This is a genomic window from Aeromonas salmonicida (assembly GCF_028355655.1).
Classification (GTDB): Bacteria; Pseudomonadota; Gammaproteobacteria; order Enterobacterales; family Aeromonadaceae; genus Aeromonas; species Aeromonas salmonicida.
On the sequence record NZ_CP110645.1, the window covers coordinates 2,577,262 to 2,602,922 of the forward strand.

The 25,661-nt window shown below is 59.8% G+C and carries 22 protein-coding genes and 9 tRNA genes; 9 read left to right on the forward strand and 22 right to left on the reverse strand.

What is annotated here, in order from left to right; genetic code table 11:
• Positions 1–9: 9 nt before the first annotated feature.
• From mukE to cmoM, 3 genes are all read right to left on the reverse strand, one after another.
• The gene (mukE, locus tag ONZ54_RS12265) at positions 10–747 is read right to left on the reverse strand and encodes a chromosome partition protein MukE (RefSeq protein ID WP_005311141.1); all 738 of its coding nucleotides are present in this window, start codon (positions 745–747) and stop codon (positions 10–12) included.
• The gene (mukF, locus tag ONZ54_RS12270; protein WP_059111978.1) at positions 728–2,062 is read right to left on the reverse strand and encodes a chromosome partition protein MukF; all 1,335 of its coding nucleotides are present in this window, start codon (positions 2,060–2,062) and stop codon (positions 728–730) included. Before mukF ends, mukE begins: the two co-directional genes overlap by 20 nt.
• A gap of 93 nt (positions 2,063–2,155) precedes the next feature.
• Positions 2,156–2,932, reverse strand: a complete 777-nt coding sequence (cmoM, locus tag ONZ54_RS12275) for a tRNA uridine 5-oxyacetic acid(34) methyltransferase CmoM (RefSeq protein WP_271786289.1) — start codon at positions 2,930–2,932, stop codon at positions 2,156–2,158.
• A 113-nt stretch (positions 2,933–3,045) separates the two neighbouring features.
• Here cmoM and elyC point away from each other — a divergent pair, with 113 nt between their 5' ends.
• From elyC to pfkA, 3 genes are all read left to right on the forward strand, one after another.
• On the forward strand, positions 3,046–3,816 hold the full coding sequence (gene elyC / locus ONZ54_RS12280; protein ID WP_271788281.1) for an envelope biogenesis factor ElyC: 771 nt from the start codon (positions 3,046–3,048) through the stop codon (positions 3,814–3,816).
• 135 nt (positions 3,817–3,951) lie between these two features.
• A complete protein-coding gene (tpiA, locus tag ONZ54_RS12285; RefSeq protein WP_005311133.1) occupies positions 3,952–4,707 on the forward strand; it encodes a triose-phosphate isomerase in 756 nt (251 codons plus the stop codon).
• Between the two features lie 147 nt (positions 4,708–4,854).
• Positions 4,855–5,826 (forward strand): 6-phosphofructokinase, encoded by a 972-nt coding sequence (pfkA, locus tag ONZ54_RS12290; protein WP_271786290.1) that lies wholly within the window; start codon positions 4,855–4,857, stop codon positions 5,824–5,826.
• A 595-nt stretch (positions 5,827–6,421) separates the two neighbouring features.
• Here pfkA and ONZ54_RS12295 read toward each other — a convergent pair.
• Positions 6,422–6,661 carry a hypothetical protein gene (locus ONZ54_RS12295; RefSeq protein ID WP_058394421.1) on the reverse strand — a complete coding sequence of 80 codons (240 nt, stop codon included), beginning with the start codon at positions 6,659–6,661 and terminating at the stop codon, positions 6,422–6,424.
• A 606-nt stretch (positions 6,662–7,267) separates the two neighbouring features.
• Between ONZ54_RS12295 and ONZ54_RS12300 the strand changes: the two genes are divergently transcribed.
• Complete coding sequence (locus tag ONZ54_RS12300) at positions 7,268–8,524, forward strand: amidohydrolase (RefSeq protein WP_155602856.1); 1,257 nt, start codon at positions 7,268–7,270, stop codon at positions 8,522–8,524.
• Positions 8,525–8,599: 75 nt separating this feature from the next.
• Here the strand turns inward: ONZ54_RS12300 and yjjG are convergent, their stop codons facing one another.
• From yjjG to ONZ54_RS12355, 11 genes are all read right to left on the reverse strand, one after another.
• Complete coding sequence (yjjG, locus tag ONZ54_RS12305) at positions 8,600–9,280, reverse strand: pyrimidine 5'-nucleotidase (protein WP_271786291.1); 681 nt, start codon at positions 9,278–9,280, stop codon at positions 8,600–8,602.
• An 8-nt stretch (positions 9,281–9,288) separates the two neighbouring features.
• Positions 9,289–10,785 carry a M17 family metallopeptidase gene (locus ONZ54_RS12310; RefSeq protein ID WP_005311105.1) on the reverse strand — a complete coding sequence of 499 codons (1,497 nt, stop codon included), beginning with the start codon at positions 10,783–10,785 and terminating at the stop codon, positions 9,289–9,291.
• 180 nt (positions 10,786–10,965) lie between these two features.
• Positions 10,966–11,042 (reverse strand) — tRNA-Met (locus ONZ54_RS12315).
• A 102-nt stretch (positions 11,043–11,144) separates the two neighbouring features.
• Positions 11,145–11,221: transfer RNA gene (locus tag ONZ54_RS12320), tRNA-Met, on the reverse strand.
• A gap of 101 nt (positions 11,222–11,322) precedes the next feature.
• Positions 11,323–11,399, reverse strand: a tRNA-Met gene (locus ONZ54_RS12325).
• A 102-nt stretch (positions 11,400–11,501) separates the two neighbouring features.
• Positions 11,502–11,578 (reverse strand) — tRNA-Met (locus tag ONZ54_RS12330).
• A gap of 101 nt (positions 11,579–11,679) precedes the next feature.
• A tRNA-Met gene (locus ONZ54_RS12335) sits at positions 11,680–11,756 on the reverse strand.
• A gap of 101 nt (positions 11,757–11,857) precedes the next feature.
• Positions 11,858–11,934, reverse strand: a tRNA-Met gene (locus ONZ54_RS12340).
• A 101-nt stretch (positions 11,935–12,035) separates the two neighbouring features.
• Positions 12,036–12,112, reverse strand: a tRNA-Met gene (locus tag ONZ54_RS12345).
• A 102-nt stretch (positions 12,113–12,214) separates the two neighbouring features.
• Positions 12,215–12,291: transfer RNA gene (locus ONZ54_RS12350), tRNA-Met, on the reverse strand.
• Between the two features lie 93 nt (positions 12,292–12,384).
• Positions 12,385–12,461, reverse strand: a tRNA-Met gene (locus tag ONZ54_RS12355).
• 196 nt (positions 12,462–12,657) lie between these two features.
• On the opposite strand from ONZ54_RS12355, the gene glgX reads away from it, so the two are divergent.
• Positions 12,658–14,721, forward strand: coding sequence for a glycogen debranching protein GlgX (gene glgX / locus ONZ54_RS12360; protein ID WP_271786292.1), 2,064 nt, complete (start codon positions 12,658–12,660; stop codon positions 14,719–14,721).
• A gap of 87 nt (positions 14,722–14,808) precedes the next feature.
• Here the strand turns inward: glgX and ONZ54_RS12365 are convergent, their stop codons facing one another.
• The 3 genes from ONZ54_RS12365 to ONZ54_RS12375 form a co-directional block, all read right to left on the reverse strand.
• Positions 14,809–15,528, reverse strand: a complete 720-nt coding sequence (locus tag ONZ54_RS12365; protein ID WP_017412051.1) for a hypothetical protein — start codon at positions 15,526–15,528, stop codon at positions 14,809–14,811.
• A gap of 189 nt (positions 15,529–15,717) precedes the next feature.
• Positions 15,718–17,355, reverse strand: a complete 1,638-nt coding sequence (locus ONZ54_RS12370; protein WP_005311094.1) for an ATP-dependent endonuclease — start codon at positions 17,353–17,355, stop codon at positions 15,718–15,720.
• Positions 17,356–17,617: 262 nt separating this feature from the next.
• The gene (locus ONZ54_RS12375; RefSeq protein ID WP_416995486.1) at positions 17,618–18,538 is read right to left on the reverse strand and encodes a helix-turn-helix domain-containing protein; all 921 of its coding nucleotides are present in this window, start codon (positions 18,536–18,538) and stop codon (positions 17,618–17,620) included.
• Positions 18,539–18,661: 123 nt separating this feature from the next.
• On the opposite strand from ONZ54_RS12375, the gene ONZ54_RS12380 reads away from it, so the two are divergent.
• Positions 18,662–19,579 carry a DMT family transporter gene (locus ONZ54_RS12380; RefSeq protein ID WP_271786294.1) on the forward strand — a complete coding sequence of 306 codons (918 nt, stop codon included), beginning with the start codon at positions 18,662–18,664 and terminating at the stop codon, positions 19,577–19,579.
• Positions 19,580–19,636: 57 nt separating this feature from the next.
• Positions 19,637–20,494 (forward strand): LysR family transcriptional regulator, encoded by an 858-nt coding sequence (locus tag ONZ54_RS12385; protein ID WP_271786295.1) that lies wholly within the window; start codon positions 19,637–19,639, stop codon positions 20,492–20,494.
• Positions 20,495–20,542: 48 nt separating this feature from the next.
• On the opposite strand, the gene ONZ54_RS12390 is transcribed toward ONZ54_RS12385, so the two are convergent.
• Together ONZ54_RS12390 and ONZ54_RS12395 are read right to left on the reverse strand one after the other, a co-directional pair.
• A complete protein-coding gene (locus tag ONZ54_RS12390; protein ID WP_271786296.1) occupies positions 20,543–21,322 on the reverse strand; it encodes a TSUP family transporter in 780 nt (259 codons plus the stop codon).
• Between the two features lie 198 nt (positions 21,323–21,520).
• The gene (locus tag ONZ54_RS12395; RefSeq protein WP_271786297.1) at positions 21,521–22,288 is read right to left on the reverse strand and encodes a tRNA-uridine aminocarboxypropyltransferase; all 768 of its coding nucleotides are present in this window, start codon (positions 22,286–22,288) and stop codon (positions 21,521–21,523) included.
• Between the two features lie 165 nt (positions 22,289–22,453).
• Here ONZ54_RS12395 and ONZ54_RS12400 point away from each other — a divergent pair, with 165 nt between their 5' ends.
• On the forward strand, positions 22,454–22,867 hold the full coding sequence (locus ONZ54_RS12400) for a VOC family protein (protein ID WP_271786298.1): 414 nt from the start codon (positions 22,454–22,456) through the stop codon (positions 22,865–22,867).
• A 61-nt stretch (positions 22,868–22,928) separates the two neighbouring features.
• Here ONZ54_RS12400 and ONZ54_RS12405 read toward each other — a convergent pair whose 3' ends face one another.
• On the reverse strand, positions 22,929–23,918 hold the full coding sequence (locus tag ONZ54_RS12405) for a D-alanine--D-alanine ligase (protein WP_271786299.1): 990 nt from the start codon (positions 23,916–23,918) through the stop codon (positions 22,929–22,931).
• A 191-nt stretch (positions 23,919–24,109) separates the two neighbouring features.
• Positions 24,110–24,718, reverse strand: a complete 609-nt coding sequence (locus ONZ54_RS12410; RefSeq protein ID WP_219615645.1) for a 2OG-Fe(II) oxygenase — start codon at positions 24,716–24,718, stop codon at positions 24,110–24,112.
• A gap of 277 nt (positions 24,719–24,995) precedes the next feature.
• On the opposite strand from ONZ54_RS12410, the gene ONZ54_RS12415 reads away from it, so the two are divergent.
• The gene (locus ONZ54_RS12415) at positions 24,996–25,472 is read left to right on the forward strand and encodes a glutathione peroxidase (RefSeq protein ID WP_059111964.1); all 477 of its coding nucleotides are present in this window, start codon (positions 24,996–24,998) and stop codon (positions 25,470–25,472) included.
• Positions 25,473–25,661: the final 189 nt, after the last annotated feature.

The window sequence follows — 25,661 nt, forward strand, 5'->3', positions numbered from 1 at the left end:
ATCTTGGATTTAACGCTGCAGGTCATCTTCGACCTCCAGTTCAAGCTGCTCTTCATCAAGATCCGCTTCAATGTCTTCAAACAACGAATCGCTGCTCGGCATCTCGTCGTCGTGGAAGATGGCCTCCCCCTCCTGGATCATCCGCAGCTGAACGGCGCGGGGATCTTCATCGGAGCGCACGTCGGCGGCAAAGCGGAACACGGACTCGTTGACCCGGAATTTGTCGCTGTTGCCTAGGGCAGTGATCATGCCGAGACGACGCAGGCGACGCATGGAGGTGCGGATTTTCTCCAAGAGCTTCTTCTTGTCGAGATCGGTGCCGCCGGAGCGGCTGTTGACCATCCGAAGCAGTTGCTTCTCGTCGGCCAGGCTCAACACCTCTTCTTGCAGCTCGCCCATGGCAAACACCCCTTCCGAGGCGAGGCGGTCCGGGCTCAAGAACAGGTAGCAGAGCACCTTGCCCACCAGCATATCGAGCTCGGAGAGCACAGTGGTGCCGATGTCGGCGCTGGGGCGCGGGCGCAGGTAGAAGAAGCCTTCCGGCGCCTTGATGAGCTCCACCTGATAGCGGCCGTAGAAGATCTCCAGCTCGTTGTGGTACTCCACCAGCGCCGAGTGCTGTTCGAAATCGTCGGCACTGATGTGACGGCCCGAACGCAAGGCGGTATCGATGCGCGGAAACAAGGGGTTGGCAATCGCCTCTGCGAGCCGCAGCGGCAAGGGAAATTCAGTATTGATCAATGACATAGGCCTGAACCTTGGATCCAGCTTGGTTAATGGGTTTCCATGCAGGTTGGCGGTGCAGCTCGCGCTCACCGCTGGCATGGCCCAGGCGCACGGCCTGGTCGATCAGAAGACGCGCCACATCGAAATGGGCGTGAGCCGGGTAATCCAGCAGGTATTCCCGCAGCACATCGGCCAAGTCCAGCTGATGGCCCTGCTCGGGATAGCGGGCGAGGTAGCGCTCGATGCGCTCCGCCAGCGCCTGATTGATGTCCACCATCTCCATGTACTCCATCTCGAGGGGCACCTCACCGGTCACCTCCTCGTCGTGGATGGCAATGGTTTCATCCCGCAGCTCCAGCAGACGGGGCTCCTCGGCGATGCGCAGCTGCCAGTTGTGCTGCTCGAAATTGCGAATGGAGTCGCGCAGACGCTGGCTGAAGGCGCGGTTCTTGTCCATGTCGATGGCGTTGCGGATAAATTTGTGGACGTGGCGATCGTAACGGGACCAGAGCTCGATGCACTGCTGGCCCCAGCTGGTGATCACATCGAGCCGTCCCTGCAAGGCATGGGTCAGCTCCTCGACGTGGAACAGATCGTCTCGCCCTTGCGCCGCTTCCTGAATGTTGAGCAGTCCCGCCTGCAGGCGGTGACCGGCGGCGTCCAGGGTATCTTGCAGCTCGCGCAGGGTCTGCCCTGTCTCGTGCAGCAGCTTTTCACAGCTGTGAATGGCATCGACCCAGTTCTGGGTCAGCAGGGCCGCTATCTCGCTCTTGACCTGATTTTGTTGCTCATCCATGGCGCGCTGGGTCAAGTCGATACGACCCAGCGTCTCTTCCAGCGAGAAGGTGAGCCGTGGCAGTACCTCGGCATCCCACTGCTCACGGGTGTTGGTCTCGAGCGCCGCCTTGCGGGCGGTGTCGAGCTCGGCCGCCAGGTGTTCGAGCAGGATGGAGAGCTTGATGGAGTCAACCTGACGCTGATCCATAAAGAAGTCGACGATCCCCATCCCCAGCCGCGACAGGCGATAGAGACTCTCCCCCGCCACCATGTCGGTGTTGAAGCGCGACAGCAGTTGCTGGCGAATGAGATCGTTGATGGCGTTGTTGGCACGACCGGTGAGGGTCTCGTCCATCTGGCCAAAGGCGTTGCTGACATAGCCGAAGGCATCGTGCAGCGCCGCTTCCGACAAGTCCGATTCATCTTCGGACAGTGTCTTGATTGCAATCAGAAAGGCCAGCCGGTCGGTAGGCAGGCTCAGCGCCAACCCCTCCTGCCTGACCCACCCTACTATCTCCGGCACAGAACGCTCGGGCAGGGTACGGGATGTACTCATCATGACGTTGTCATCTCGTTGTTATCCGTGGGACGGTCTCATCATATGAAACTGACCATCTCGTTGTTATTACAAGGCTGCCAGACAGACTGCTTGTCAGCTTGACGGTTTCTGCGCCATCACATGGATATAGCGACCCAGGGAGATAAACGGCTCCTGGCGACAATATTGCTGCTCCATGGCCAGCAGATCATCGAACTTCTCGACCTGATCCTGCTTGTGGCGCATGTAGTCGTGGATGACCCGCACCCCCGTCTTGCCAATGATCTTGAGGCCCCCTCGCCCAATCCAGTCGTAGACCTGTTCAGGCAACTGCGGATTGGTGGGGGTCAGGGCGGTCTGGCGCTTCTTGCGCAGGCCAAGGCGCACATAGTCGAAATTGCCCACCACCAGACTCTGAAACAACAGACCATGACGGTTGTAAAAAAGCAGCGACAGTATGCCCCCTGCATTGGCGAAAGGGAACAGACCGAGCAGGGTCTGGCGCGGCTCGGCGAGCCACTCCAGCACGGCGTGACAGAGCACCAGATCAAAGGTGCCGGTCACGTGGGCCTTGAGATCCTGAATGGGGCAATGGATGAGACGAATTCTGTCTTCCAGCCCCTTTTCAGCGATCTGGACCCGTGCAAGTTCAAGCATTTCGGCGGAGAGATCGCACAGCTCCACCTGATGACCCATGGCTGCCAGCTTCTGGGCAAAATAGCCAAATCCGCCCCCCGCATCCAGGATGCGCAGGGGCCGGTTGCCAAGGCGAGCCAGGCAGGCTTCAATGTCGCTCCAGACCACAGTGGTGCGAATACGCCCCTTGGTGGAGTCATAAATGTTGCGAGCAAACTTGTCGGCACGCCCGTCAAAACTCTGATCTTGCTTCAAGACTCACTCAACTTTTGGCCGCAGCATTGGGCCTTACGAAAAAAGAGGGGTATTCTGTCACATCCCGAATTTGCTGAAAACTCAAGGACGACGCTGCTGTGTTTGAGCTCACCCTGTTTGCTGTCAAGAAATGGCTAGGCCAACTGCTGATGCCACTGCCCTTTTCCCTCTCCTTATTGCTGCTGGCGCTTTTGCTGCTCTGGTTCACCCGCTTTCAGAAAACCGGCAAGCTGCTGGCGACCTGCGCCCTGGTCATTGTTGCTCTGATGGGGACGCGGCCGGTGAGCTATGAGCTGGCCAGAGGGCTGGAGCAGACCTTCCCGCCGTTCGAGATAAGCCAACACCCCGATATAGAGGCTATCGTGGTGCTGGGCAACGGCCATGTGAGCGATCCGGCGATCCCTGAGCGCGCCTGGCAGAACAATATCGCCCTCGCAAGAACCCTGGAAGGCGTACGCCTCGCCCAGGCTTACCCCCAGGCCACACTGGTCTTCTCCGGCTATGTATCGGGGGATCCCCTCTCCAACGCCGAGGTCAATGCCCGCATGGCGGCCAGCCTGGGGATAGAGAGATCCCGAATGACGTTGTTTGAAAACAACAAAGACACCCATGACGAGGCCGTCAGCATCAGCCGTTATCTCAAGGGCAAGCGGGTGGCGCTGGTCAGTTCGGCCACCCACCTGCCGCGAGCCATGGCGCTCTATCAGGGACAGGGACTCGATGCAGTGCCTGCCCCCACCGACTTCACAGCCAAGCAGAGTCAGGTGGCGCAACCCCTCTACAGCTACCTGCCAAAGGGGCGTTATCTGATGTATTCCGAGGCTGCCATTCACGAATGGATTGGGGTATGGTGGGCCCGTTTGCGAGGGCAGGTTAACGATTGAGCAATCGAGCCTTTCATTCCTGATTTGGATCAGGAAAGCGAAAAAAAATTACGTCATTTGCCGCCGGGTCAGCTATCTTGGGCTCGGTTCAATTCATATAATGTCGCGCAATCAAATGCCTAGGAGAGTTACAAGATGAGACAGCACCTGGTAATGGGTAACTGGAAACTGAACGGTACCAAAGCTTCTGTAGAAGCTCTGATCAAAGGACTGACCCCGGCTGCTGCCGCTCATCCTTCCGTGCAAGTCGCCGTCTGCCCGCCGGTTATCTTTTTGGGTCTGGTTGAGCAGCTGACCGCAGGCAGCAAGATTGCCTACGGTGCCCAGAATGCCGACGTTCACGAGTCCGGCGCCTTCACCGGCGAGAACGCCCCCTCCATGCTCAAAGCCTTCGGTTGCACCTACTCCCTGGTCGGTCACAGCGAGCGCCGTACCCTGCACGCAGAGAACGACGACGTGGTAGCCGCCAAGTACGAAGCCATCCAGAAAGCGGGCCTGATCCCCGTACTGTGCATCGGTGAGACCCTGGAGCAGTTCGAAGCCGGCGTGACCAAGACTGTGGTTGAGACCCAGCTGAAAGCTGTCATCGACCGTTGCGGCATCGCCTCCTTCAGCAACGCCGTGGTTGCCTATGAGCCGGTATGGGCCATCGGTACCGGCAAGACTGCTACCCCGGAAATTGCTCAATCCGTTCACGCTCACATCCGTCAGTACCTGGCCGGTTTTGATGGCGCCGTGGCTGCCAAAGTACAGATCCTGTACGGCGGTTCCGTCACTGGTGCAACCGCTGCCGACCTGTTCGGTCAGCCGGACATCGACGGTGGCCTGGTGGGTGGCGCGTCCCTGAAAGTGGACGACTTCTCCCAGATCATCGCTGGCGCAGCCAAGTAAGCTGTTGCCCAAGAGGGGGCTTGGCCCCCTCTTGCATATCGCTTTTCCTATGGCAGCCCCCGCATCCCATACGAAAGCCGATATAGTAAAAATGGCTTGTCTCATTTGTAAAACTTCGTATTCGACAACTCAGATCCAGAGGCACTCATGACCAAACAACTCAAACGTATTGGTGTTTTGACCAGTGGTGGTGACGCACCGGGTATGAACGCAGCCATTCGCGCCGTGGTGCGCGCCGGTCTGCATCATGACCTGGAAGTTTATGGCATCTATGATGGCTACCTCGGTCTGCATCAGGACAGGATCGTCAAGCTGGAGCGTCACAGCGTCTCCGACGTGGTGAACCGTGGCGGTACCTTCCTGGGTTCTGCCCGTTTCCCCGCCTTCAAAGATCCGGCCGTCCGTGCTGAAGCGATCGAAAACCTGAAAAAGCACGGCATCGATGCCCTGGTGGTGATCGGCGGTGACGGCTCCTACATGGGTGCCAAGAAGCTGACCGAAGAGGGTTTCCCCTGCATCGGCCTGCCGGGCACCATCGACAACGACATCGCCGGTACCGACTTCACCATCGGCTTTGATACCGCCCTGAACGTGGTGGTTGACGCCATCGACCGTCTGCGCGACACCTGCAGCTCCCACCACCGTATTTCAGTGGTCGAGATCATGGGTCGCCACTGCGGCGATCTGGCCATGTCTGCCGCCGTTGCTGGCGGTGCCGAGTACGTGATAGTGCCGGAAGTGGCCTTTGACAAAGAGAAGCTGCTGCAACAGATCAAGGAAGGCGAAGCCAAAGGCAAAAAACACGCCATTATCACCATCTGTGAACACGTCACCGACGTGAATGCGCTGGCCAAGGACATCGAAGCCATGACTGGCCGCGAAACCCGCGCCACCATACTGGGTCACATCCAGCGTGGCGGCTCGCCAACTGCGCGCGATCGCATCATGTCCAGCCGCATGGGTGCCTTCGCCGTCGAACAGCTGCTGGCTGGCCAGGGTGGCCGCTGTGTCGGTATCCAGGGCAACGAGATGGTGCACCACGACATCATCGACTGCATCGAGAACCTGAAGCGCCCGTTCGATCAGGAGCTGTACGATCTCTCCACCACCCTGTTCTAAGCCGCATGGCTTGCATCAGGTTGTTGTGACAAAAACCCTCCGCTGGAGGGTTTTTTAATCCGCCTTGTTTACCGCAGCGTCAGCAGTAAACAGAGGCATTGCATACCAGGCTTTACTGGCACTCCGCTTTACTCTTCATCTCACTCTTCTCGTTCGCTCGCACCACTCACACAAGACTGATTGGCTAACTCGGCCACTCAAGACCGTCACCAGGGTCCGCTGACTTGCTGCGCGAAGCCCAGGGGGTAGCAAGCCTTCCGCTGTCGGTGGCCATACTGGGTGATTGGGAAGTGCCTCAGCGCCCCCCTGCAACGCCAACCCTTGTCACCACTCGCCCCCGCCCTTCTCCCGTATTTTTCAGGCTCTTTCCTCCTATTCTCCCCCATCACACTCTCAAGCTGTCGTGAAAACGCCACAAACCGCTCGGGGAAGAAACCGATGGCAGCGCCGTGACTGGGCAGCCAGTTACTCATCAACGGTCAATAGGCAACTGCAAACGCCAAAAATACCGACCCGCAATGTCACTCAACCCGCATCCACAGGCGCATGGTATCGGGAAAATGTGAAATCCCTTCCCGCTGGCCCCGGCGGCTCTTTATCCCAGTGAAAGCCCACCTTTTTCATCCTTTTTATCCCTCTGACTGAAAAACAAGAAGAGTGACAATCTCCTGCAAGTGACGCCACCCATGGCCTGTGCACTTTCACTGAACCAAAAACTGGATATCAACACCCTATCTCCCGCTGAGACCACCAACCCTGCTTGTGGCGACATTTTCAGGCGCAGCAGGAGGCCGTTTTTGCTCATAAAACTGGTACAACCCAATAAAAGCTCCATATAAAACCCACCGCAAACATCACAACACAAGAACATAACTATCTGAATTTATATATAAAAATAGAAAATCAGCAAGTCCACCACCATAGAAATGAACGGAGTGGTGATAAAACACCCGCAAGAATACAAAAATAAGGCTTAGCGCCAACCACCACGACAATAAGCCACATAATTACATTTTGCCGTTGTGTTGCTGCACAGTTATGGTATCTTGGTCCCATCAAGAGTCAGCCAAGGGAGACAAAATATGAAAGAGTTTGTTGTTACTGCCGTTTTTACCGTGTTTTTCACTCTGGTTGCCGTCTCTCTGCCGTCCTTGTCACAGCTCTGAGCCGGTTAATTATCCAGAATCCTGTATTACTGAATGACAACCATCGCTTTGGCGCTGACTATTCCACCGCTTTCTGTCTTTTTTGACTGCCTCACTCGAGATGATGCCTGAAACGGAATTTAGAACGGGTTGATGCACACTAAACAAGCTGGACGTCACCGCCATCACCAACAAGGGGAGCCTCATAGCTCCCCTTGTTGCATTTTGTCGGCGGGATTTACTCTTGCTCCCCTGCCCGTCACAATATCCGCTGAACTCGTCACGCAGGAATTACCATGACACAAGATGCTCTTCGCCATTGGCGTCGTGATCTTCATCGTCTGCCCGAAGCGGCCTGGTGTGAATTTCGCACCAGCTCCCTCATTGCTCACCATCTTTCTGAACTCGGTTTCTCCGTCATGCTGGGTGACAAGCTGCTGGCCAGCAACCTCATCATGGGACGGGAGGTCGACGTACAAGCCCAAAAGGAGCGCGCCCTGCGCCAGGGGGCGCATCCCGACTGGCTGGCGCGCATCGAAGAGATAACGGGTGTGATGGGAGTATGGGACAGCGGTCGTCCCGGCCCGACCCTGGCCTTTCGCTTCGATATCGATGCGGTGGAAGTGGACGAAAGCCAGGATGAGCTGCATCCCCCCAGCCTGGAGGGGTGGCAGTCTCGCAACGCCGGCTGGATGCACGCCTGTGCCCACGACGGCCACACCGCCATCGGTTTGGTGCTGGCCGAGCGGATAGCAGCCCTGGCAGAGCGACTCAGCGGCCGCATCAAGCTGTTCTTCCAGCCCGCCGAAGAGGGGTGCCGTGGTGGCAAGGCACTGGCAGCCGGTGGTCAGCTCGACGATGTGGATGCCCTGCTGGCGCTGCACATCGGCATTCATGCGGCCAGTGGCGAGCTGGTGGTCAATCCCACCGAGTTTCTCTGCTCAACCAAATTCGATGTGGAGTTTATGGGGCGCGCCGCCCACGCGGGCCTTGAGCCCAACGCGGGCAGCAACGCGCTGGCGGCAGCCTGTACGGCGACCACAGCCATGCTCGGCATTGCCCGACATCGCGATGGCATGACCCGCATCAACGTGGGCCAGCTCAGCGGTGGCAGCGGTCGCAACGTGATCCCGGGCCATGCCCGCCTGCAGGGAGAGACCCGTGGTGCCACCCCGGCGCTCAACGACTACATGTTCGGCCAGGTGCAGCAGATAGTGGAAGGGGCCGCCATGATGCAGGGGGCCACCTACCTCATTCGCAAGCAGGGGGAAGCCATCGGCATCGAGAACAGCCCGACCCTGCTCGAAGAGATAGTGCCGCTTGCTCAGGCGCTCAAACTTGAGACCATCCACACCCGCCGCTTTGGCGCCAGCGAGGATGCGGGCTTTCTCATCGAGCGGGTGCAGCGTAACGGTGGCGAAGCCGCCTACCTGATCCTGGGCGCCAATCTGGCCGCGCCTCACCACCATCCGGAGTTCGACTTCGACGAAGCCGTGCTGGAACACGGGGTAGCCCTGCTCGAATCCTGGCTGCTCAGCCGCCTCGGTACCTGATCCCCTCAAGATGACAGAAGGCAGCCTTGATAGCTGCCTTTTGTGTGTCTGGCGATCCGCTTGCTGCCCTGGTGCTTACTGCCCCAGCACTATGGTGGAGAGATGGGCGAAGTGGTAGATCTCGTGGGTCGCCTCGCACTCGGTGTCGTGACGGGCCGGATTGTACCAGCAGGTGGCCAGCCCCTGGGCCGACGCACCGGCGATGTCGGTCTTGGGGTTGTCCCCCACCATCAACACCCGTGCCGGGCTCGGCTGCCCCATCAAGGCAAGGGTATGCTGGAAAATGGCGGCGGCCGGCTTGGTCACCTGCACTTCGTCAGAAATGACCAGCGGCTCGAACCACTCGCTCCAGCCCAGTTTGCTGAGGCGGCCGCGCTGCGGCAGGCTGAAGCCGTTGGTAATGATCCCCATCCTAACCTGGCCCTTGAGGGCCTCCAGTGTCTCGACGACCCCTTCAAGGGGCACGCTCAGGGCAATGATCTGCTGCAAGAAGGTGTCGTTCATCGCCATGGGCGCCACGTCCACCTGCTCGGCGAACAGGGAGAAACGGGTCTGCTGCAGGTGCGCTGCATCAATTTCGCCCGAATTGTACTGTTGCCACAGCCGGTGGTTGAGCGCGTGATACTCCGCCATCTTGGGGGGAGTGGGCGCCACACCGTAGATCTGCAGGGTCTGCTCCAGGGCCTTGGCGACCGGGAAATCGAGAAGTGTTTCGTCCAGATCGAACAACACCCAGTCATAACTTGGTACTTTCACGTTATTCCTTAATTTTCTTGTTCATCGAGTTCATGGCGGCGGCCCAACGGGCTGCCCAACAAGTCCAGCGTCAACCTGACCCCGAATCCGGTCACTTCGCTGCTGACCACGCCATTGCCCCCCTTGCTGCGAAAACCGCTCAAATCGAGGTGCAACCAGGGGGTCTGCTGGGGCACAAAGCGGTTGAGAAAACGGGCGGCATCGATGTGATCCGGCGACGCGCCCGGCGCACACTGTAGCAGATCGGCCCACTCGCTATCGAGGTTGTCGTCGTAGTCTTCATCGAGCGGGAAGGGCCAGATCCGCTCGCCGCTGCGCTGGCCAAGACTTATCAAGTCACAGAGCCACTGAGGCCGGTTGGTAAAGGCACCGCTGTAGCGGCTGCCCAGCGCCCGTTTGCAGGCACCGGTCAGAGTGGCGTAATCGATCAGCAGATCCGGATTGTCCTGTACCGCCATGCAGAGGGTATCCGCCAGCACCATGCGCCCTTCGGCATCGGTATCCACCACCTCTATGGTGGTGCCGTTGAGCGCGGTTACCACCTCCCCCGGCCGGTAAGCCAGCGGGCCTATGTGGTTCTCTGCGATGGCGAGCCAGCAGTGCACCTCATAGGGCAGACTGGCCCGGCTGATCGCATAGAGAGCACCCAGCGCCACGGCACTGCCGCCCATGTCCAGGTGCATGCCATACATGCTGCCGGCGACCTTGAGGTTGTAGCCACCCGAGTCGTGGCAGATCCCCTTGCCCACCAGTGCCACCCGGCGCACCGGATTGGGCGGGCAGTAGCTGAGCTTGACCATGGCGGCCTGGTTGTCTTCTGAACCTCTCGCCACTGCGATGAAGGCGCCGGCGCCCCGCTCAGCCAACTGGGCCTGATCGTACTCGAACCACTGCCACCCTTCGACCTGAGCCAACTGGCGTACCCACTCCCGATAGCTGCGCGCGGTGAGATCGGAGGCTGGCGACACCGCCAGATGCCTAGCCATGCCGTTGCCTTCGGCTTCGGCGTAGATCCGCGCCAGATCCAGCACACAGCGCGGTGACACCGCAATCTGTTGATAGCGCCACTCGTCCTCGACACAGTGCTTGTGACTGGGCATGGGCACATTTGCCGCCAGCAGACAAGCCAGTGCCAGCTCGGCCAGCAGCGCCCTGTCCCCTTCGTCAAACCCTTCAAGGTGCACCCCCATCCGCTCGATCTTGAGGCCAGCCAAGGGGACTACCCAGGATCTGGCCTGCTTGTAGAGGGCGTGATCACGTACAGGATGGCTACCCATGAAGACCACCAGTTGCAGGCTGTTATGCTGCACCAGGCTGTAGGGAGCCTTTTGGCCCAGCGCTATCTGGGTCGCCACGGGGGCGAATTCGGGCATGGCAAGGACAGGATCACGCAACTCTTCCGCGATCAGCAACAAGTTGGCCGAGAGCCCGTTGGTCATGGCCTGACTCAGGGTGGCATCATGAATATCGATTTGAGGGGGGAGATAAGTGAAATTTTGCATCATTGGGCAAGGCCCTCGTCCATGAAGAGATATCACTGATGATACCCAACAAAACGCGAAGACGACCAGATTTACACTTGAAAATCAATATCAAGCGTCATGATGCACTGAGCTGACGAACGGCTGGACACACTGGGAAATATAAGGAGGGGGTAATACAGAAAGAGGGAAATAACGGAAAGTTGGTTGCGGGGGCCAGATTTGAACTGACGACCTTCGGGTTATGAGCCCGACGAGCTACCGAGCTGCTCCACCCCGCGTCCGAATTGTACTGCCTTTATCACCGCGTACTACCGAGCAGACGTAGTTCGCTGTCTTTACGTTCACCGCTTGGCATCAGCCTCGCCATGAGCACAAATAGTTGGTTGCGGGGGCCAGATTTGAACTGACGACCTTCGGGTTATGAGCCCGACGAGCTACCGAGCTGCTCCACCCCGCGTCCGAATTGTACTACCTTATCACCGCGTACTACCGAGCAGAAGTAGTTCGCTGTCTTTACGTTCACCGCTTGGCATCAGCCTCGCCATGAGCACAAATAGTTGGTTGCGGGGGCCAGATTTGAACTGACGACCTTCGGGTTATGAGCCCGACGAGCTACCGAGCTGCTCCACCCCGCGTCCGAATTGTACTGCCTTTATCACCGCGTACTACCGAGCAGAAGTAGTTCGCTGTCTTTACGTTCACCGCGTGGCATCAGCCTCGCCGTGAGCACAAATAGTTGGTTGCGGGGGCCAGATTTGAACTGACGACCTTCGGGTTATGAGCCCGACGAGCTACCGAGCTGCTCCACCCCGCGTCCGAATTGTACTGCCTTATCACCGCGCACTACCGAGCAGAAGTAGTTCGCTGTCTTTACGTTCACCGCTTGGCATCAGCCTCGCCATGAGCACAAATAGTTGGTTGCGGGGGCCAGATTTGAACTGACGACCTTCGGGTTATGAGCCCGACGAGCTACCGAGCTGCTCCACCCCGCGTCCGAATTGTACTGCCTTATCACCGCGCACTACCGAGCAGAAGTAGTTCACTGTCTTTACGCTCACCGCTTGGCATCAGCCTCGCCATGAGCACAAATAGTTGGTTGCGGGGGCCAGATTTGAACTGACGACCTTCGGGTTATGAGCCCGACGAGCTACCGAGCTGCTCCACCCCGCGTCCGAATTGTACTGCCTTATCACCGCGCACTACCGAGCAGAAGTAGTTCGCTGTCTTTACGTTCACCGCGTGGCATCAGCCTCGCCGTGAGCACAAATAGTTGGTTGCGGGGGCCAGATTTGAACTGACGACCTTCGGGTTATGAGCCCGACGAGCTACCGAGCTGCTCCACCCCGCGTCCGAATTGTATTACCTTTATCACCGCGTACTACCGAGCAGAAGTAGTTCGCTGTCTTTACGTTCACCGCTTGGCATCAGCCTCGCCATGAGCACAAATAGTTGGTTGCGGGGGCCAGATTTGAACTGACGACCTTCGGGTTATGAGCCCGACGAGCTACCGAGCTGCTCCACCCCGCGTCCATATTTTTTCCGAATTGGCCGAGCAGTAGCCAGTTCGAATTATCTTTGTCTTCAATGCGTTAATCAGCATTTTCGACTCTGATACCCGGATGGTTGCGGGGGCCGGATTTGAACCGACGACCTTCGGGTTATGAGCCCGACGAGCTACCGAGCTGCTCCACCCCGCGTCTGAGGTCGCCAATAATAGGCGCCAGCGCTCAGATTGCAAGTAAATATCCTAAAAAAACTTCATTCGAAGGTTAAAGCAGCACAAATTGAAGGAATTTGCAACAGGACGCTGTTTTTTCAGACAAGCAGGTTTGGGGCCAGCTTGGCGCACTACACTCAAAAGGCTTGTCACTCCTCTTTTTAGGTAGCCTTATCATGCGCATATCCGCCGGTCATTGCCGTCAATTGGGGGCCACACCCGAGAACGACGGCGTCAACTTTGCCATCTGGGCCCGCCTGGCCAGTCGGGTTGAACTGCTGCTCTTCACCCGTGCCGATGATGACACCCCTGAGGTGATAGTGCTCTCCCCCCGTCTCAACCGCACCGCCTACTACTGGCACATCCATATCGAAGGCATTCCACTGGGCCAGCGCTATGCCTATCGCATCCAGGGCCCCTGGCGTCCCTACTACGGTACCCGCTTCGATGCGGACAAGGTACTGCTGGACCCCTATGGTCGCAGCATTGAGCTGGGGCCGACCTACGACCGCTGGGCTGCGGCCCGTCCCGGCAGCAACCTGGCTGTGTGTGCCAAGAACCGGGTGGTGGATACCCGCGACTATGACTGGGAAGGGGACAAGCTGCCCGCTCACTCCCTCTCCCGCTCGGTGATCTACGAGCTGCATCTGGGGGGATTTACCAAGTCGCCGAGCTCGGGGGTGGATCCTGCCCTGCGCGGCACCTATCTTGGCCTCATCGAGAAGATCCCCTATCTGCAATCCCTCGGCATCACAGCCGTCGAGCTGCTGCCGGTGTTCCAGTTCGATCCCCAGGATGCCCCCAAGGGGCTATCCAACTACTGGGGCTACAGCCCGATGTCGTTCTTTGCCCCCCATGCTCAATATGCCAGTGGCTGCGATCCGCTCACCGAGTTCAGGGACATGGTCAAGGCCCTGCACAGAGCCAATATCGAGGTGATCCTGGACGTGGTTTACAACCACACGGCCGAAGGGGGGGACGACGGCCCCATCTTCTCGTTTCGCGGCATAGACAACGAGGCCTACTACATCCTCGACAGCAATCAGAAGGACACCAACTATTCGGGCTGCGGCAATACCTTCAACGGTGCCCACCCAGTGGTGCTGCGCATGATCATGGACAGCCTCCACTTCTGGCGTCAGGAGATGCACGTGGACGGCTTTCGATTCGATCTGGCCGCCATCTTGTCGCGGGACGAGTCCGGCATGCCACAGGCCAATGCGCCGACCCTGCGCACCATAGACACGGATCCTCGCATCGCCGACATCAAGCTCATCGCCGAGGCCTGGGATGCGGGTGGACTTTATCAGGTGGGCAGCCTGGCAGGCGCGCGCTGGCGTGAGTGGAACGGCCAGTTCAGGGATGATGTGCGCCACTTTCTGCGTGGGGATGACAACGCCGTCACCCCCTTCGTGGAGCGACTGTGCGGCAGCCCGGATATCTATCACTATCACCACGCCGATCCGGAGAAAAGCATCAACTTCGTCACCTGTCATGACGGTTTCACCCTGTGGGACTGGGCCAGTTATGACCACAAGCACAACGAGGCCAACGGCGAGCAGAACCGGGACGGGTGCGATCACAACTTCAGCTGGAATCATGGCCATGAAGGGGTCACAGAGGATCCTCACGTCAATGCGCTGCGCATACGCCAGGCCAAGAACATGATGGTGGCCACCCTGTTGTCGGTGGGCTCCCCCATGCTGCTGATGGGGGACGAGGTGCTGCGTACCCAGCATGGCAACAACAACGGTTACTGCCAGGACAACGAAACCTGCTGGATGAACTGGCAAACCAGTACCATGGGACAGGAGATGTTCCGCTTCATAAAGGAGCTGATCCAGTATCGCAAGCACCTGTTCCAGCGACCGGAGCAGGAGAGCATGCCGCTGTCGCTGACCGAGATCCTGCGTCACAGCGAGATCTGCTGGCACGGGGTCAATGCCGCCCAGCCGGACTTCAGCCCCCACTCCCACGCCATCGCCATGTCGGCACTCTCCAGCGAAACCAAGCTGGCACTCTATGTGCTGTTCAATGCCTACTGGGAGCCGCTCACCTTCAATCTGCCAAGCCCCCCCAAGGGGGTGGGTGGCTACTGGCGCCGGATCCTGGATACCGCCCTGCCCTCACCCCATGACATCTGCACCTTCGGCATGCCGCTGGAGGGGTTGACCCGAGAGTACCTGGCCCAGCCGCGCAGCAGTTGCCTCTTTATCTGCGGGGCGGATGACTTCTACTAGGCCCGGATTGCACTGTTGCGGCCATCAAAAAGCCCACCCTGAGTGACTCGGGGTGGGCTTTTCTATCTCATGCAATGCGGTACGCGATCAGGTCAGCTGGTGCAGCACGCTGGTCGCCGCTATCTGGGCAATGACGAGGCCGCACAGGGCGGTGGAAACCACAACGGGCGCCGTCTCTTTTTGCAGATAGATGGGACTGAACCAGAGCAACAAGGCTGCAATCAGCAAGATGGCCTGGGTCAACACACCGGGGATCAGGGCATCAAGCGCGGCACCATTGCCCTGCCAGCCCACCAGCACGGCCAACCAGAGCAGGCTCAGCATGGCAGCCACCAGTCCCGCCAGTGGCAGCAACAGATTGAACGCCTGCAGACGGTGGCGGGCCCGCAGCAGCATAAGGTGTGCGAAGGCCGCCCCCAGCAAGGTCATCTGCAGCAGGCCACTCAGCCAGCCCTGGATCTGCAGCAAGCCGACCCCATAGACCAGCAGCGGCATGGCAGGCAGCCAGAGCAGGGTGGACGGGATGGCACGCTTGCCCTCCAGCCGTGACTGGGCAAGGGACAGCACTATCCCCAGGATCAGGGCGGCGCCACCGCTCCAGACGAGCCAGCTCGCCACCTTGGCCTCCACCGCCAGCATCAGTGAGAGCCCGGTGATCACCCAGATGGAGAAGAGCTGGGCCGTGATCCGCGAGCGCTGGCCCGGGCAGAGATCACCGCGCCACAACACTATGCCGAGGGCAATGAGGGCCCCCAGCGCCATCAAACCTGTCAGGGGAAAAAGCCAAAAAGGGAGTTGGACGAACATGACGCCTCCAGCAGCAAAGATTCGGGATGCGCCTGTGGGGCGCCAGAGAAGGGGCCGAGTATACCCAAACCCAGCCATGTCCCCAATCTCTGCAAGCGCCTTGAGAGGGATTGGACGCTCAGCGCCATCTGGATGACAAGGCGGGATCACACTTGGCCGGCATCATTGGACGCCGGCCAGCACAGACCATCAGCCCTGACCGCGCGCCAGTGCCACCACCTTGGCAAACATCTGCCGGATCACAGGCGGTATATGCTCGCCGCCGAGGCGCTCCGCCTCCTCCACCACCGCCAGCGCCATGCCGGGCTTGCTGCGATGATGAATGGCCTTGTTGATGATGCGCCCGGCATTGAGGGTCGAGCGGCCACCGACCCCGGCCTCGCGCCGAAACACAGCTTCGAAGCCGTTGTGATAGAGGTAGTGCTCGATATCAGCCGCCGGCAACTGGGTCAGCCGGTCTCGCTCCCGCTCCCCCTTGAGCAGCGCCCGGGCCGAGGTGGCGTATTTGATCCCCGCCTCGTCACCGTCGGTGAGCAGATGCCACTCGATGCCAAAGTCGCGCGCCACCTTGATGAGGGGCGACTGACCGCACTGGGCAAATTCGATGATGCGCACCCCTTCCGCCCGCAGGCTGTAACCGCAGATCTGGGCCAATTCGGAGAGCAGCCAGATCTCGGTCTCCCCCTCCACCAGCAGCCAGCAACGGGCAAACATCGACATGGGGCGGTTGATGCGCACATGAAAGGCAATCTTGCGCAGATCATCGCTGCTGTAACGCTCGCCCCCCAGCTGATGACAGACGATGTCCTGCTGGCGGCGCACCAGACGGCGCACCTGATTCAGAGGCAGGGAGGAGAGCAGGTCACCCGAATTGGTGGTCAGCAGCTTCTGGCCCGGCAGATGCTCCAGCAGACCCCAGGCCAGCGCCATCATGGTGGGGTGCAGGCGACTCTCGGGGTCTTCCAGGATCATGATGGGTCGCGCCCCCTGTTCCAGCTCGCGGTTGCCACGGGCGTTGAGCAGGGTGGCCGCCATGCCTGCCATCGCCAGTTGCAGCGCCCGGTTGTCGGCATTGCGCAGCAGCGTCTGCAGATTGCCGGGATTGCGCAGTGTCATGGGGCGATTGACGATGTCCCGCTGGCTGCGAGGCTTGTGCTTCATGGGGGCAAGGGCGTTGAAGTAGTGATCCATCAGCTGGCGCACTGCCTGCAGCGCCTCTTTCAGCTCAGCCTCACCGATGCGCTGGGGTTCGTCGATGAGCTTGTCGGCGAGCTGACTCAACCGGTTCTGTGACAAATCCCCCCACTGCAACATCTCGACCCCGTTGCGTGCGGTGCGGGCATCCCGCAGCCGGAACACAGGGTTCATGGTGATCAGCAGGCAGACCAGTTCATGGGCATTGTCGATGGGCAGGCTCTTGCCGATGCCGTCGAGAAAATCATGGGTGGTGAGCACGGAACCATCGGCCTGCAATTCGGCACTGGCACGGTAGTGAATACGGTGGAATTTGTCTTTGTGCTTGACCCAGGAGGCGCCAAGACGGGCAAGGCGATGGGAGTGCAGACACATCTGGGGTCTGTGTTCACTGAAGGTGAGCACCAGTTGCAGATGACGGGCGGGTGCGAGCTCGGGATCTTCCGGTTGGTGAAAATCATCGCTGCTGAACTGATAGGGTTCGGCATCCTGCCCCAACAGACACCAGAGGGCGCGCAGCAGGCTGGATTTGCCCCAAGCGTTCTCACCGATGAGAACCGTGGTGTTATCCAGCCCGAGCGAGAGGCGATTTATCCCGCGAAAACCTTTGACTTCAATGCGTTCCAGAAACATGCAGCCATATCCAATCCATTCAGATGGCGCAATAGTGGCAAAGTTGCCGGAAAAAACCTATCGGGTCATATCGATTTTCAGCGGGAACTGTGAGGCACTACGGGTTCGGGAGGGGTGGGAATACAGGTGCGATCTTGGGGAGCATTCCAGTGGCTGAACCAAAGGTGACGAGTACGGGTCTGGCGTTTGCGATAATTCAATGGGCATTCCTTTCAATGGGTAAGTGGCAGATGGTACACCTCTTTTGCCCAGAGTCTCAGCGTTATCTGTGACGAGAAGATGACAATTGTGTACGCCACTGGCCCGGTGTGATGCCAAATGCCTCGCGAAAACGATTGCCGAAATGCGCCTGGGAGGAGAAACCGCACAGGATGGCGATGCTGGCCAGGGAGTCGGATCCTGCCAGCAACTGCTTGGCCCGTTTGAGCCGCAGCCCAAGCAGATAGCGATGAGGCGGACACCCCAGGCTCTGGCCAAACATGCGTGCGAAGTGATATTCGCTGAGGCTCGCTTGCTGTGCCAGCTCAGCCAGGGTAACCGGCTCGGCCAGATGGGCTTGCAGGTACTCCTGTACTCGCCGGATCACACCGGGTGCCAGGCCGCCGCGCACCTCGGGCAGGCCCGGCGCCTCCCGGGTGTGGTGGCGATAAGCATGCAGCATCAGCATCCAGACGCCGTGGGAGAGCGCCATACGGTCGATGCCGTGCTGCCACTCCAACTTCATCAGCTGTGTCTGTACCAGCACGGATGCCTGGGGGTCATCGATGAAGGTCTTGTCTTCCAACAGCAGATGGCGCCCCTCCTTGTCGCAGACCTGCTCGGCGATGCGGGTGAGATGGGCCGGCGTGAAGTAGAGGTGGAAAAAGCGGAACTCTTCGCGCACCAGCCACTCGGATCTGTGGTGATCCGGCATGATGCACACCTTGCCGGCGCCGCCATGGCCGCCGGGACCATCGAGGCGCTCAGTCTGCTCGCCCCCTTGCAAATAGACGCTCAGGGTATGGTGACCCGGCTTGTGATAGCGGGTCTGATCGTAGCAGTTGCGCCAGCTGGCTACCCCAAGGCCCGGCTCCAGCCAGCAGGAGTCTTCCAGCCGCGCTCCCGTGCTGACCAGTGCATCGAATACGCCCGCCTGTCTTATCTGTTGCACCTTGCAGCCTCGCCCATCATGCCTTGCGGCCATCTTACCGCGCCAGCCCGCCAAAGGCTGCGGCCCGGCTGAAATAACCGCAAGATGGTGCAAGCCAGCACAGCCTTGCCCGCCCCATGCTGTGGTCCATGCCATTCCCACTTCACCGGATGTGTTATGAATCTCCTGCTCTATCTTGCCACCGTCCTTATCTGGGGCAGCACCTGGATCGCCATCGCCTGGCAGCTCGGCCCCGTTCCCATCGAGGTGTCCGTGCTCTATCGCTTCCTGCTGGCGGCGCTGGCACTGTTTGCCCTGCTCACCGTCAGCGGCCGCTTCCCGCGCCTGCCCTGGGCGGGCCAGCGCTACGCAGCCCTGCTCGGCGCCCTGCTCTTTTCCACCAACTTTCTCTGCTTCTATCACGCCACCCTCTACATACCGAGTGGCCTGTCGGCGGTGATCTTCGCCAGTGCCAGCATCTTCAACGGCCTCAATCTCTGGCTGTTCGAGGGCAAACGCCCCAACTTGCGCTGGCTGCAAGGATCCTTGCTGGGATTGTTGGGCACACTGTTGCTGTTCTGGCCCGTGCTGGCGGATGCGCAACTGGGCACAAACGGCTGGAAGGGGTTGCTGCTGGCCTGTGGCGGCACCCTCTGCTTCTCGCTGGGCAACCTGGTCTCTGCCCGCGGCCAGCGTCACGGCTATCACGTGCTGCAACTGGTGCCCTGGGGCATGGTATACGGCGTCGTGCTGTTGCTGGGCTGGGTCACCCTGCTCGGCCAATCCCTGACCATTCCGACCGACGGCCATTATCTGGCGGCCATGGTCTATCTCGCCCTGTTCGGCTCTGTCATCGCCTTCACTGCCTACCTCACACTGGTGGGCAGGATTGGCGCCAGCAAGGCCTCCTACGCCACTGTGCTGTTCCCGCTGGTAGCGCTCACGCTCTCGACGTTTTATGAGGGGTTTGTCTGGCAGACGGTCTCAGTGGTGGGCGTTGTGATCAGCTTGCTCGGCAATCTGGTGATCTTCGCCCCACCCTTGCGGGAGTGGCGCTGGCGGCCTGCCAAGGCGGTGAACGACACTTGCTCCTGACGCCATCAACCCCTAAGGTAACGCCATTCGATATACGGTGAGACACCAGGGGCCCTAATGTTACTGGAAGGATTGGAGACACTCAGCCTGCTGGCAAGCGAGGGCACTATGGCCAAGGTGGCCAGCCGCCTCTACATCAGCCAGTCGGCGGTGAGCAAGCGTATTGGTCAGCTGGAGCTGCGCCTTGGCAAGAAGCTGATCGAGCCGGATGGCCGCCAGATCCGGCTCACCCCCCAGGCGCGGGAGCTGCTCGACCGGGTGGCTCCGAGTCTCGCCGAGATGAAGGGGGTGCTGGCCGACAGCCAGACCCTCACCGACTTGACTCCCCTGCCGATCGCCTGCTCTGAAACCCTGCTGGCGGGCTACCTCGCCCGCTTCATGCACGACTATCTGGGCCGCGATCCCCATATTGCCCTCTCCACCCATCATACCCCCGTGATCCTGGCGCGGGTGCGCAGTGGCGACGCCCTGCTCGGCATCTGTGCCGGCCGTCTGCCTCCTGGCCATGGCCTGGGAGCCGAGCTATTGCTGGAGGAGCCCTTCTATCTGGTGGGGGACGATCAGCATGAGGCGCCTTCGGCAGATCAGCGCAAGATCCTGACTATGGATCTGGAGAACCCCTCCAACCGCTATCTGCGCGAGCCGCTGGCGCAATTGGGGTTGGTGCCAGCCATGGAGCTGGACTCCTATCTGGCGCTAATAGAACTCGCCAAGGCAGGCATAGGCCCTGTGCTGCTGCCGGCAGGTCTGCTGGCACTGGTGGGAGAACAGGGGGAAACGGCTCGCCCCTTGCCTGGGCTGGGGCGCCCTTTGCATCTGGTCTATCGCCAGAGCAGTCTGAAGCGGGAACGCATTGCGCAGCTGGTGAGTGCGCTGCGCAGGCACTTTCATCATTTCAGCGGGCCGAGTCAATAAACCCGTGCAAACAGTAGAGAGCACGGGTTTATAAGCAGATCTGCCGTCTCACTGGATCCAGGCAAACAGCTCGGGATACTGGCTCCACATCAATTTGGCTGACATCAGCACAGAGACGGTCACCAGCAGGGGCTTGATGAGCTTGACCCCTTTCTTCAGCACCAGTCTGGAGCCAACACGGGCACCGATAAACTGCCCCAGCGCCATGCAGAAACCAACGCTCCACACCACCTTGCCACCCAGGGCAAAAAACAGCAGGGAGGCAAGGTTGGAGGTTAAGTTCAGGAGCTTGGTGTGTACTGTGGCCCGCGCCATGCCAAAACCCGCCAGCGCCACGAAGCCGATGGCAAAAAACGACCCTGTGCCCGGGCCGAAGAAGCCGTCATAAAAGCCCACTCCCCCCCCCACCAGCAGCGCAAACACCATGGGGGTCAGGCGGCGTGCGCTCTCTGCATCGCTCACTCTGGGGGAGAAAAAGAAGTAGCAGGCAAACGCCATCAGCAGGAAGGGCAAGAGCCGTTCCAGAATGGCGGCGTCTATGGTCTGCACCGCCAGGGTGCCGATGGCGGCACCGATAAAGGTGCAGATCACCGCAGGCCAGATCATGGCCCACTCCAGCAGCCCCTTGCGGGCATAAAACCAGGTGGCGGAGAAGGAGCCAAAACTGCTCTGCAGTTTATTGGTACCCAGTACCAGCGCCGGCGGCATGCCGGTCGCCAGCAGGGCGGGGACGGTCAAGAGGCCACCGCCGCCGGCAATGGCATCGATAAAGCCGGCAATCAGCGCCACCCCGAACAGGGCGAGCAGGGTAAACAGTTCCAATTCCATCCATAGACCTCGCGAGACAGGGTCGCCCGCCAAAGAGGGGCCCCTTGTTGAATTTGCTGTGTAAACAAGCCGGACAAGCTGACTTGGCCGCTATCCTAAAGGCCGTGGGTTCATGAGGCTAACGAAACAGTGGAAGCCAATTGATTCCATATTTTCATCAGTCTTATTCGTCTCACCCTGCTTTCCCCTTCCCCGCCATCAGGCGGCGCTATCAGCTATCGCCTCAGCTGGTACGCCGCCCTTTATCGCAGCTAACGCCTGTTGCAGCTGCACTTCATCCTCACCGGGCGCCCGACTGACACGCCCCGCCATGTAGCGGCGGCTGAACAAATTGAACCAGAGCTGCAACGCCTGACCTGCCTGCAGCTCGCCCGCCACCTCCAGCACGCAGGCCGCCACTTCGGCAGTGCAGAGGTGCTCGTCGCAATTGGCGACCCGCATGCCATAGGTAGAGAGCGCATCCGGCTTGACTGCCAGCACGGGGAAGCCATCCAGATAGGGGCTCATGTTGAACATCTTGCGCGCCTCGGGCCAGGTGCCATCCAGCAGGATAAAGAGCGGCCTCTTGCCGGGGGCGAGCATGACCTGCTCGGTCACTCGCGCCGGGTTTTTCTCGCACGCGGGGAACACCACATAGGGCTGCCAGACGGGATCGGCCAGCAGGGCCAGCAACTCAGGATGGGGCTGGGTGCGCTTCCAGAGAAAGGCCCAGGTGGTATCCGGCAGGACGTCGGCGATGAGGCGACCCGTGTTGGAGGGTTTCATGGGCTCGCTGTCATACATCAGCAGGCAGAAGCCGGCCTCTGCCTTGAGCTCTGGCCGCCATTCGCAGGCGCACCAGTCAGAGCGCAACTGGCACGCCTCGCAGCGGGGCACTGTGCCACCACGGGCGAGAAACGGACGAGTAGAGATACTCTTGCGCCATACGCGCAGGCGATTGACGGCGTGATCTGGGATTGGCTTCATGGCGGCGCGGCTCTGGCGGTGCACGTTGCGGAAAAAAGGGGGCAGATTGTAACGAGCCGTCCGCCGCGCAGCAAGGCCCCCCATCCGGGGCAAGCCGGGGTGCCACGCCTCTCTATACTTGGTCGTCAACCCATGCGCCCACGTATGGGACACTGGAGGACGACGATGGCAGAACACGATATGGCAAGAGAACATGCCCTGGCCGAAGGCACGGCCTTCACCTGGCACGAGCTCTATGTTCCGGACGCCGAGGCCGGGATCCGCTTTTATACTGAGGTGCTTGGCTGGGAGAGCCAGACCATGGCCATGGAGGGAGGCAACTACCCCATGCTGGTTGCCAATGGCAGGCCAATCGCCGGAGTGCAGGCCACCCGGGGCAATCCCGAGATGGCCGGCGTACCGCCGCACTGGGCAACCTACATAGCGGTGGATGACGTGGACACCAGGGTGGCCAAAGTCAGCCAGCATGGAGGATCCGTGGTGGTGCCCGCCATGAATATCCCGGAAGTCGGGCGCATGGCCCTGATTGCCGATCCACAAGGGGCGCATATCTGGCTGTTCACCCCTGATCCCATGTGATCTGGAAAAGCTGCAAACAACAGAGGGGCCCGCGGGCCCCTCTGTTGTTTTCGGCAAACCATCAGGCGGGCTTGCGCAGGATCTGCTCGAGGTAGTGAGCAAAGCTGTGACCGTGATGCTCCAGCAGTTTAGGGAACATGGAGATGGAGGTCATGCCGGGGAAGGTATTGATCTCGTTCAGCAGGATCTCGCCCTCTTCGGTCAGGAAGAAGTCGATGCGAGACAGGTGGGTCAGTTTCAGCTGACGGAACGCCTTGAGGGCATACTCGTGGATTGCATCTTCCTGCGCCTGGGTCAGGCCTTCGGCCTTGAGGCTGGTCGCCGTGTGGCTGGCACTGCTGTACTTCTCTTCATAGGTGTAGAACTTGTCCTGCGGCACGCAGATCTCGCCAGGGTAGGTGGCAATCAGCTCGTCACCGTACTGGTAGACAGCCACTTCCAGCTCGCGGGGCTTGACCGCTTTTTCGATCAACACCTGTTCGGAGTAACCGAAGGCATCCTTGATGCCCTGCAGCAGATCGGTTTCGTTGCTGGCGGAGTAGCAGCCCACGGAAGAGCCCTGGGAGGCGGCCTTGATGAAGACCTTGCCACACTTGGCCAGGGCGGCTTTTGCCTCGGTCAGGGCAGCGTCGTTCTGTTCGGTCAGGAACAGATAGGGGGTGTTGGGAATGCCGATGGCGGAGAGCCACAGCTTGGTGCTGATCTTGTTGAAGCAGATCTTGCTCGCCTCGGCATCGCAACCGAGATAAGGCAGGCCCGCCAGCTCGAGGAAGGATTGCAGATCGCCGGTCTCACCCGGGTAGCCGTGGATGCAGGGCACCACGTAGTCCACCGGACGGGCCACGCTGTCAAACGAGAGCAGCTTGTCCAGCCCCAGCTTGCACTCGCGGCCATCGGCAGAGAGCCAGCGATCGGCAAACATCTCGACCCGGGTCACTTCGACGCCCGGCAGGAAACCGAGTTGTTGCTCAAGGAAATTGGCGCTGCGCAGAGAGACTTCGTGTTCTGAGCCACCGCCGCCGCACAGCAGCAAGACATGCATGTTCTTCATTAGATGTGATCCCTTGGGAAAAGCGGCTTCGTCATGACCATCTGATAATCCAACCGTACTGAAAAACCGGACGAAGCCAAGTGCGGGCCAGTGTAGCAAGGGAAATCAAGCCTTGTCAGCCGATGGGAGCCCCATCCGCCGACAACAGCCTGAAAAATTTCCGCCTGTGTCAAAAATTGGACGAAATGGGCTCAGCGCGGCGGATCCACGCGCCCCATGCCGTTGCCATTGACCCGAAACCAGCCGGCTATGCTATAACGCTCACGATTGGCGGGCAGTACCTCGTGGGGGAACTCCTCCGACAGGAACAATACCAGCCGCCCTCCCTTGGGAGAGACATCCATCAAGAGCTGCTCGTCGTTGTCATAGACCCTGAGCACACCGCCCGCCTCAGGTTGCCAGTCGTTGTTGAGATAGAAGACAGAGGTGAGACGGCGGTTGGAGCGACCGGCGAAGGCATCGCGATGGGTGGCATAAAAATCCCCGCTGCGATAGCGGGCGAAATGGGCCTCGTAATCGAACAGTCCCAGCATCAGCAGGCGGTTGGCGGCGAGGCGCAGGGACTCCATGCGACCGAGATAGTCCGCCACTGGCGCGCCAAGGGAAGGCTCCAGCCAGTGGATCTGATCACGGCGAATATCGGGATTGCCCTGATGCAGACTTTCCCGTCCAATCCCGGCCGGATGCCACGCATGGGGCAAGCAGGCTTTGAGGGCATCCACCTCAACGGCGGTTAAAAAGTCATCCACAATCACCCATCCCCGGGTGTAAATGGCATCCATGACGGCTTGATAGTCCAAGATTGGCTCGCAATAAGTGGAGAGAGGGCGCTTTTTAGCGGCTTCCTGGCCTGGGCACAAACCAGTTTGCTTCTCCTGAGAAGTCCCACCATCAATACGCTATCCCGCCACAGAAGGCGCCCTTTATCGTACCGGCCTCGCCGCCCTGTGATCTGGCTCGACAAAAGGATGCATGAGGGGAGGCAAACCCGGCACTTGCTGCTTGCCTCGGGATCCCGGGCCCGTTAACGTGCATAACCACTGCCCTGAATGGGCCCCATCCTCTCTGGAGTGCACCATGTCTCTGCCCGATCTTCCCCTGCAACGCCTCGATGGTACCGAATTCTCTCTCACCGCCCTGCAAGGTCAGGTCATTCTGGTGGTCAACGTGGCCAGCCGCTGTGGTTTTACCCCCCAATATACGGGCCTGGAGGCACTCTACCAGCAGCTGGGACCCAAAGGGCTGGTGATCTTGGGCTTCCCCTGCGATCAGTTCGGCCATCAGGAGCCGGGGGATGCGGACGAAATCGCCCGCTTCTGCTCGCTGGATTATCCGGTCAGCTTCCCCATCATGGCCAAGTGCGAAGTCAACGGTGAGCACGCCCACCCCTTCTATCGCTGGCTTAAACAGCAAAAACCCGGGTTGCTGGGACTGGAAAACGTCAAATGGAACTTCACCAAGTTCCTCATCAACCGCGACGGCGAGGTGGTGGAACGCTTCGCCCCCCAGACCAAGCCAGAGAGCCTGCTGGACGAGATAAGCGCACTGCTCTGAGCCTCGCCACGGGACCAGACCCACGCAGCGGCCCGGGCAAGTGACACGGCTGCTGCGTGCAGGCCGCACATCTGCTATATTACGCCCCCATTATCTTTTCTATGTCGTGGCTGGCTGCCCAGGTGGTCCGCTGCGTCTTATGTTGTGACAGGCCAGGCGTTAGCGCCTGTCTGTCACTCGTTGAGCCCA

Bases quoted from the DNA above. Each gene is read 5' to 3' on its own strand.
- ONZ54_RS12400 (WP_271786298.1), top strand. From the start codon at position 22,454: ATGGCAGAACACGATATGGCAAGAGAACATGCCCTGGCCGAAGGCACG.
- ONZ54_RS12365 (WP_017412051.1), bottom strand. From the start codon at position 15,528: ATGTTCGTCCAACTCCCTTTTTGGCTTTTTCCCCTGACAGGTTTGATG.
- ONZ54_RS12380 (WP_271786294.1), top strand. From the start codon at position 18,662: ATGAATCTCCTGCTCTATCTTGCCACCGTCCTTATCTGGGGCAGCACC.
- ONZ54_RS12405 (WP_271786299.1), bottom strand. From the start codon at position 23,918: ATGAAGAACATGCATGTCTTGCTGCTGTGCGGCGGCGGTGGCTCAGAA.
- tpiA (WP_005311133.1), top strand. From the start codon at position 3,952: ATGAGACAGCACCTGGTAATGGGTAACTGGAAACTGAACGGTACCAAA.
- mukE (WP_005311141.1), bottom strand. From the start codon at position 747: ATGTCATTGATCAATACTGAATTTCCCTTGCCGCTGCGGCTCGCAGAG.
- ONZ54_RS12415 (WP_059111964.1), top strand. From the start codon at position 24,996: ATGTCTCTGCCCGATCTTCCCCTGCAACGCCTCGATGGTACCGAATTC.
- ONZ54_RS12395 (WP_271786297.1), bottom strand. From the start codon at position 22,288: ATGAAGCCAATCCCAGATCACGCCGTCAATCGCCTGCGCGTATGGCGC.
- ONZ54_RS12300 (WP_155602856.1), top strand. From the start codon at position 7,268: ATGACACAAGATGCTCTTCGCCATTGGCGTCGTGATCTTCATCGTCTG.
- ONZ54_RS12375 (WP_416995486.1), bottom strand. From the start codon at position 18,538: ATGGCCGCAAGGCATGATGGGCGAGGCTGCAAGGTGCAACAGATAAGA.
- ONZ54_RS12370 (WP_005311094.1), bottom strand. From the start codon at position 17,355: ATGTTTCTGGAACGCATTGAAGTCAAAGGTTTTCGCGGGATAAATCGC.
- ONZ54_RS12295 (WP_058394421.1), bottom strand. From the start codon at position 6,661: ATGGAGCTTTTATTGGGTTGTACCAGTTTTATGAGCAAAAACGGCCTC.
- ONZ54_RS12310 (WP_005311105.1), bottom strand. From the start codon at position 10,785: ATGATGCAAAATTTCACTTATCTCCCCCCTCAAATCGATATTCATGAT.
- mukF (WP_059111978.1), bottom strand. From the start codon at position 2,062: ATGATGAGTACATCCCGTACCCTGCCCGAGCGTTCTGTGCCGGAGATA.
- glgX (WP_271786292.1), top strand. From the start codon at position 12,658: ATGCGCATATCCGCCGGTCATTGCCGTCAATTGGGGGCCACACCCGAG.
- ONZ54_RS12385 (WP_271786295.1), top strand. From the start codon at position 19,637: ATGTTACTGGAAGGATTGGAGACACTCAGCCTGCTGGCAAGCGAGGGC.
- pfkA (WP_271786290.1), top strand. From the start codon at position 4,855: ATGACCAAACAACTCAAACGTATTGGTGTTTTGACCAGTGGTGGTGAC.
- ONZ54_RS12390 (WP_271786296.1), bottom strand. From the start codon at position 21,322: ATGGAATTGGAACTGTTTACCCTGCTCGCCCTGTTCGGGGTGGCGCTG.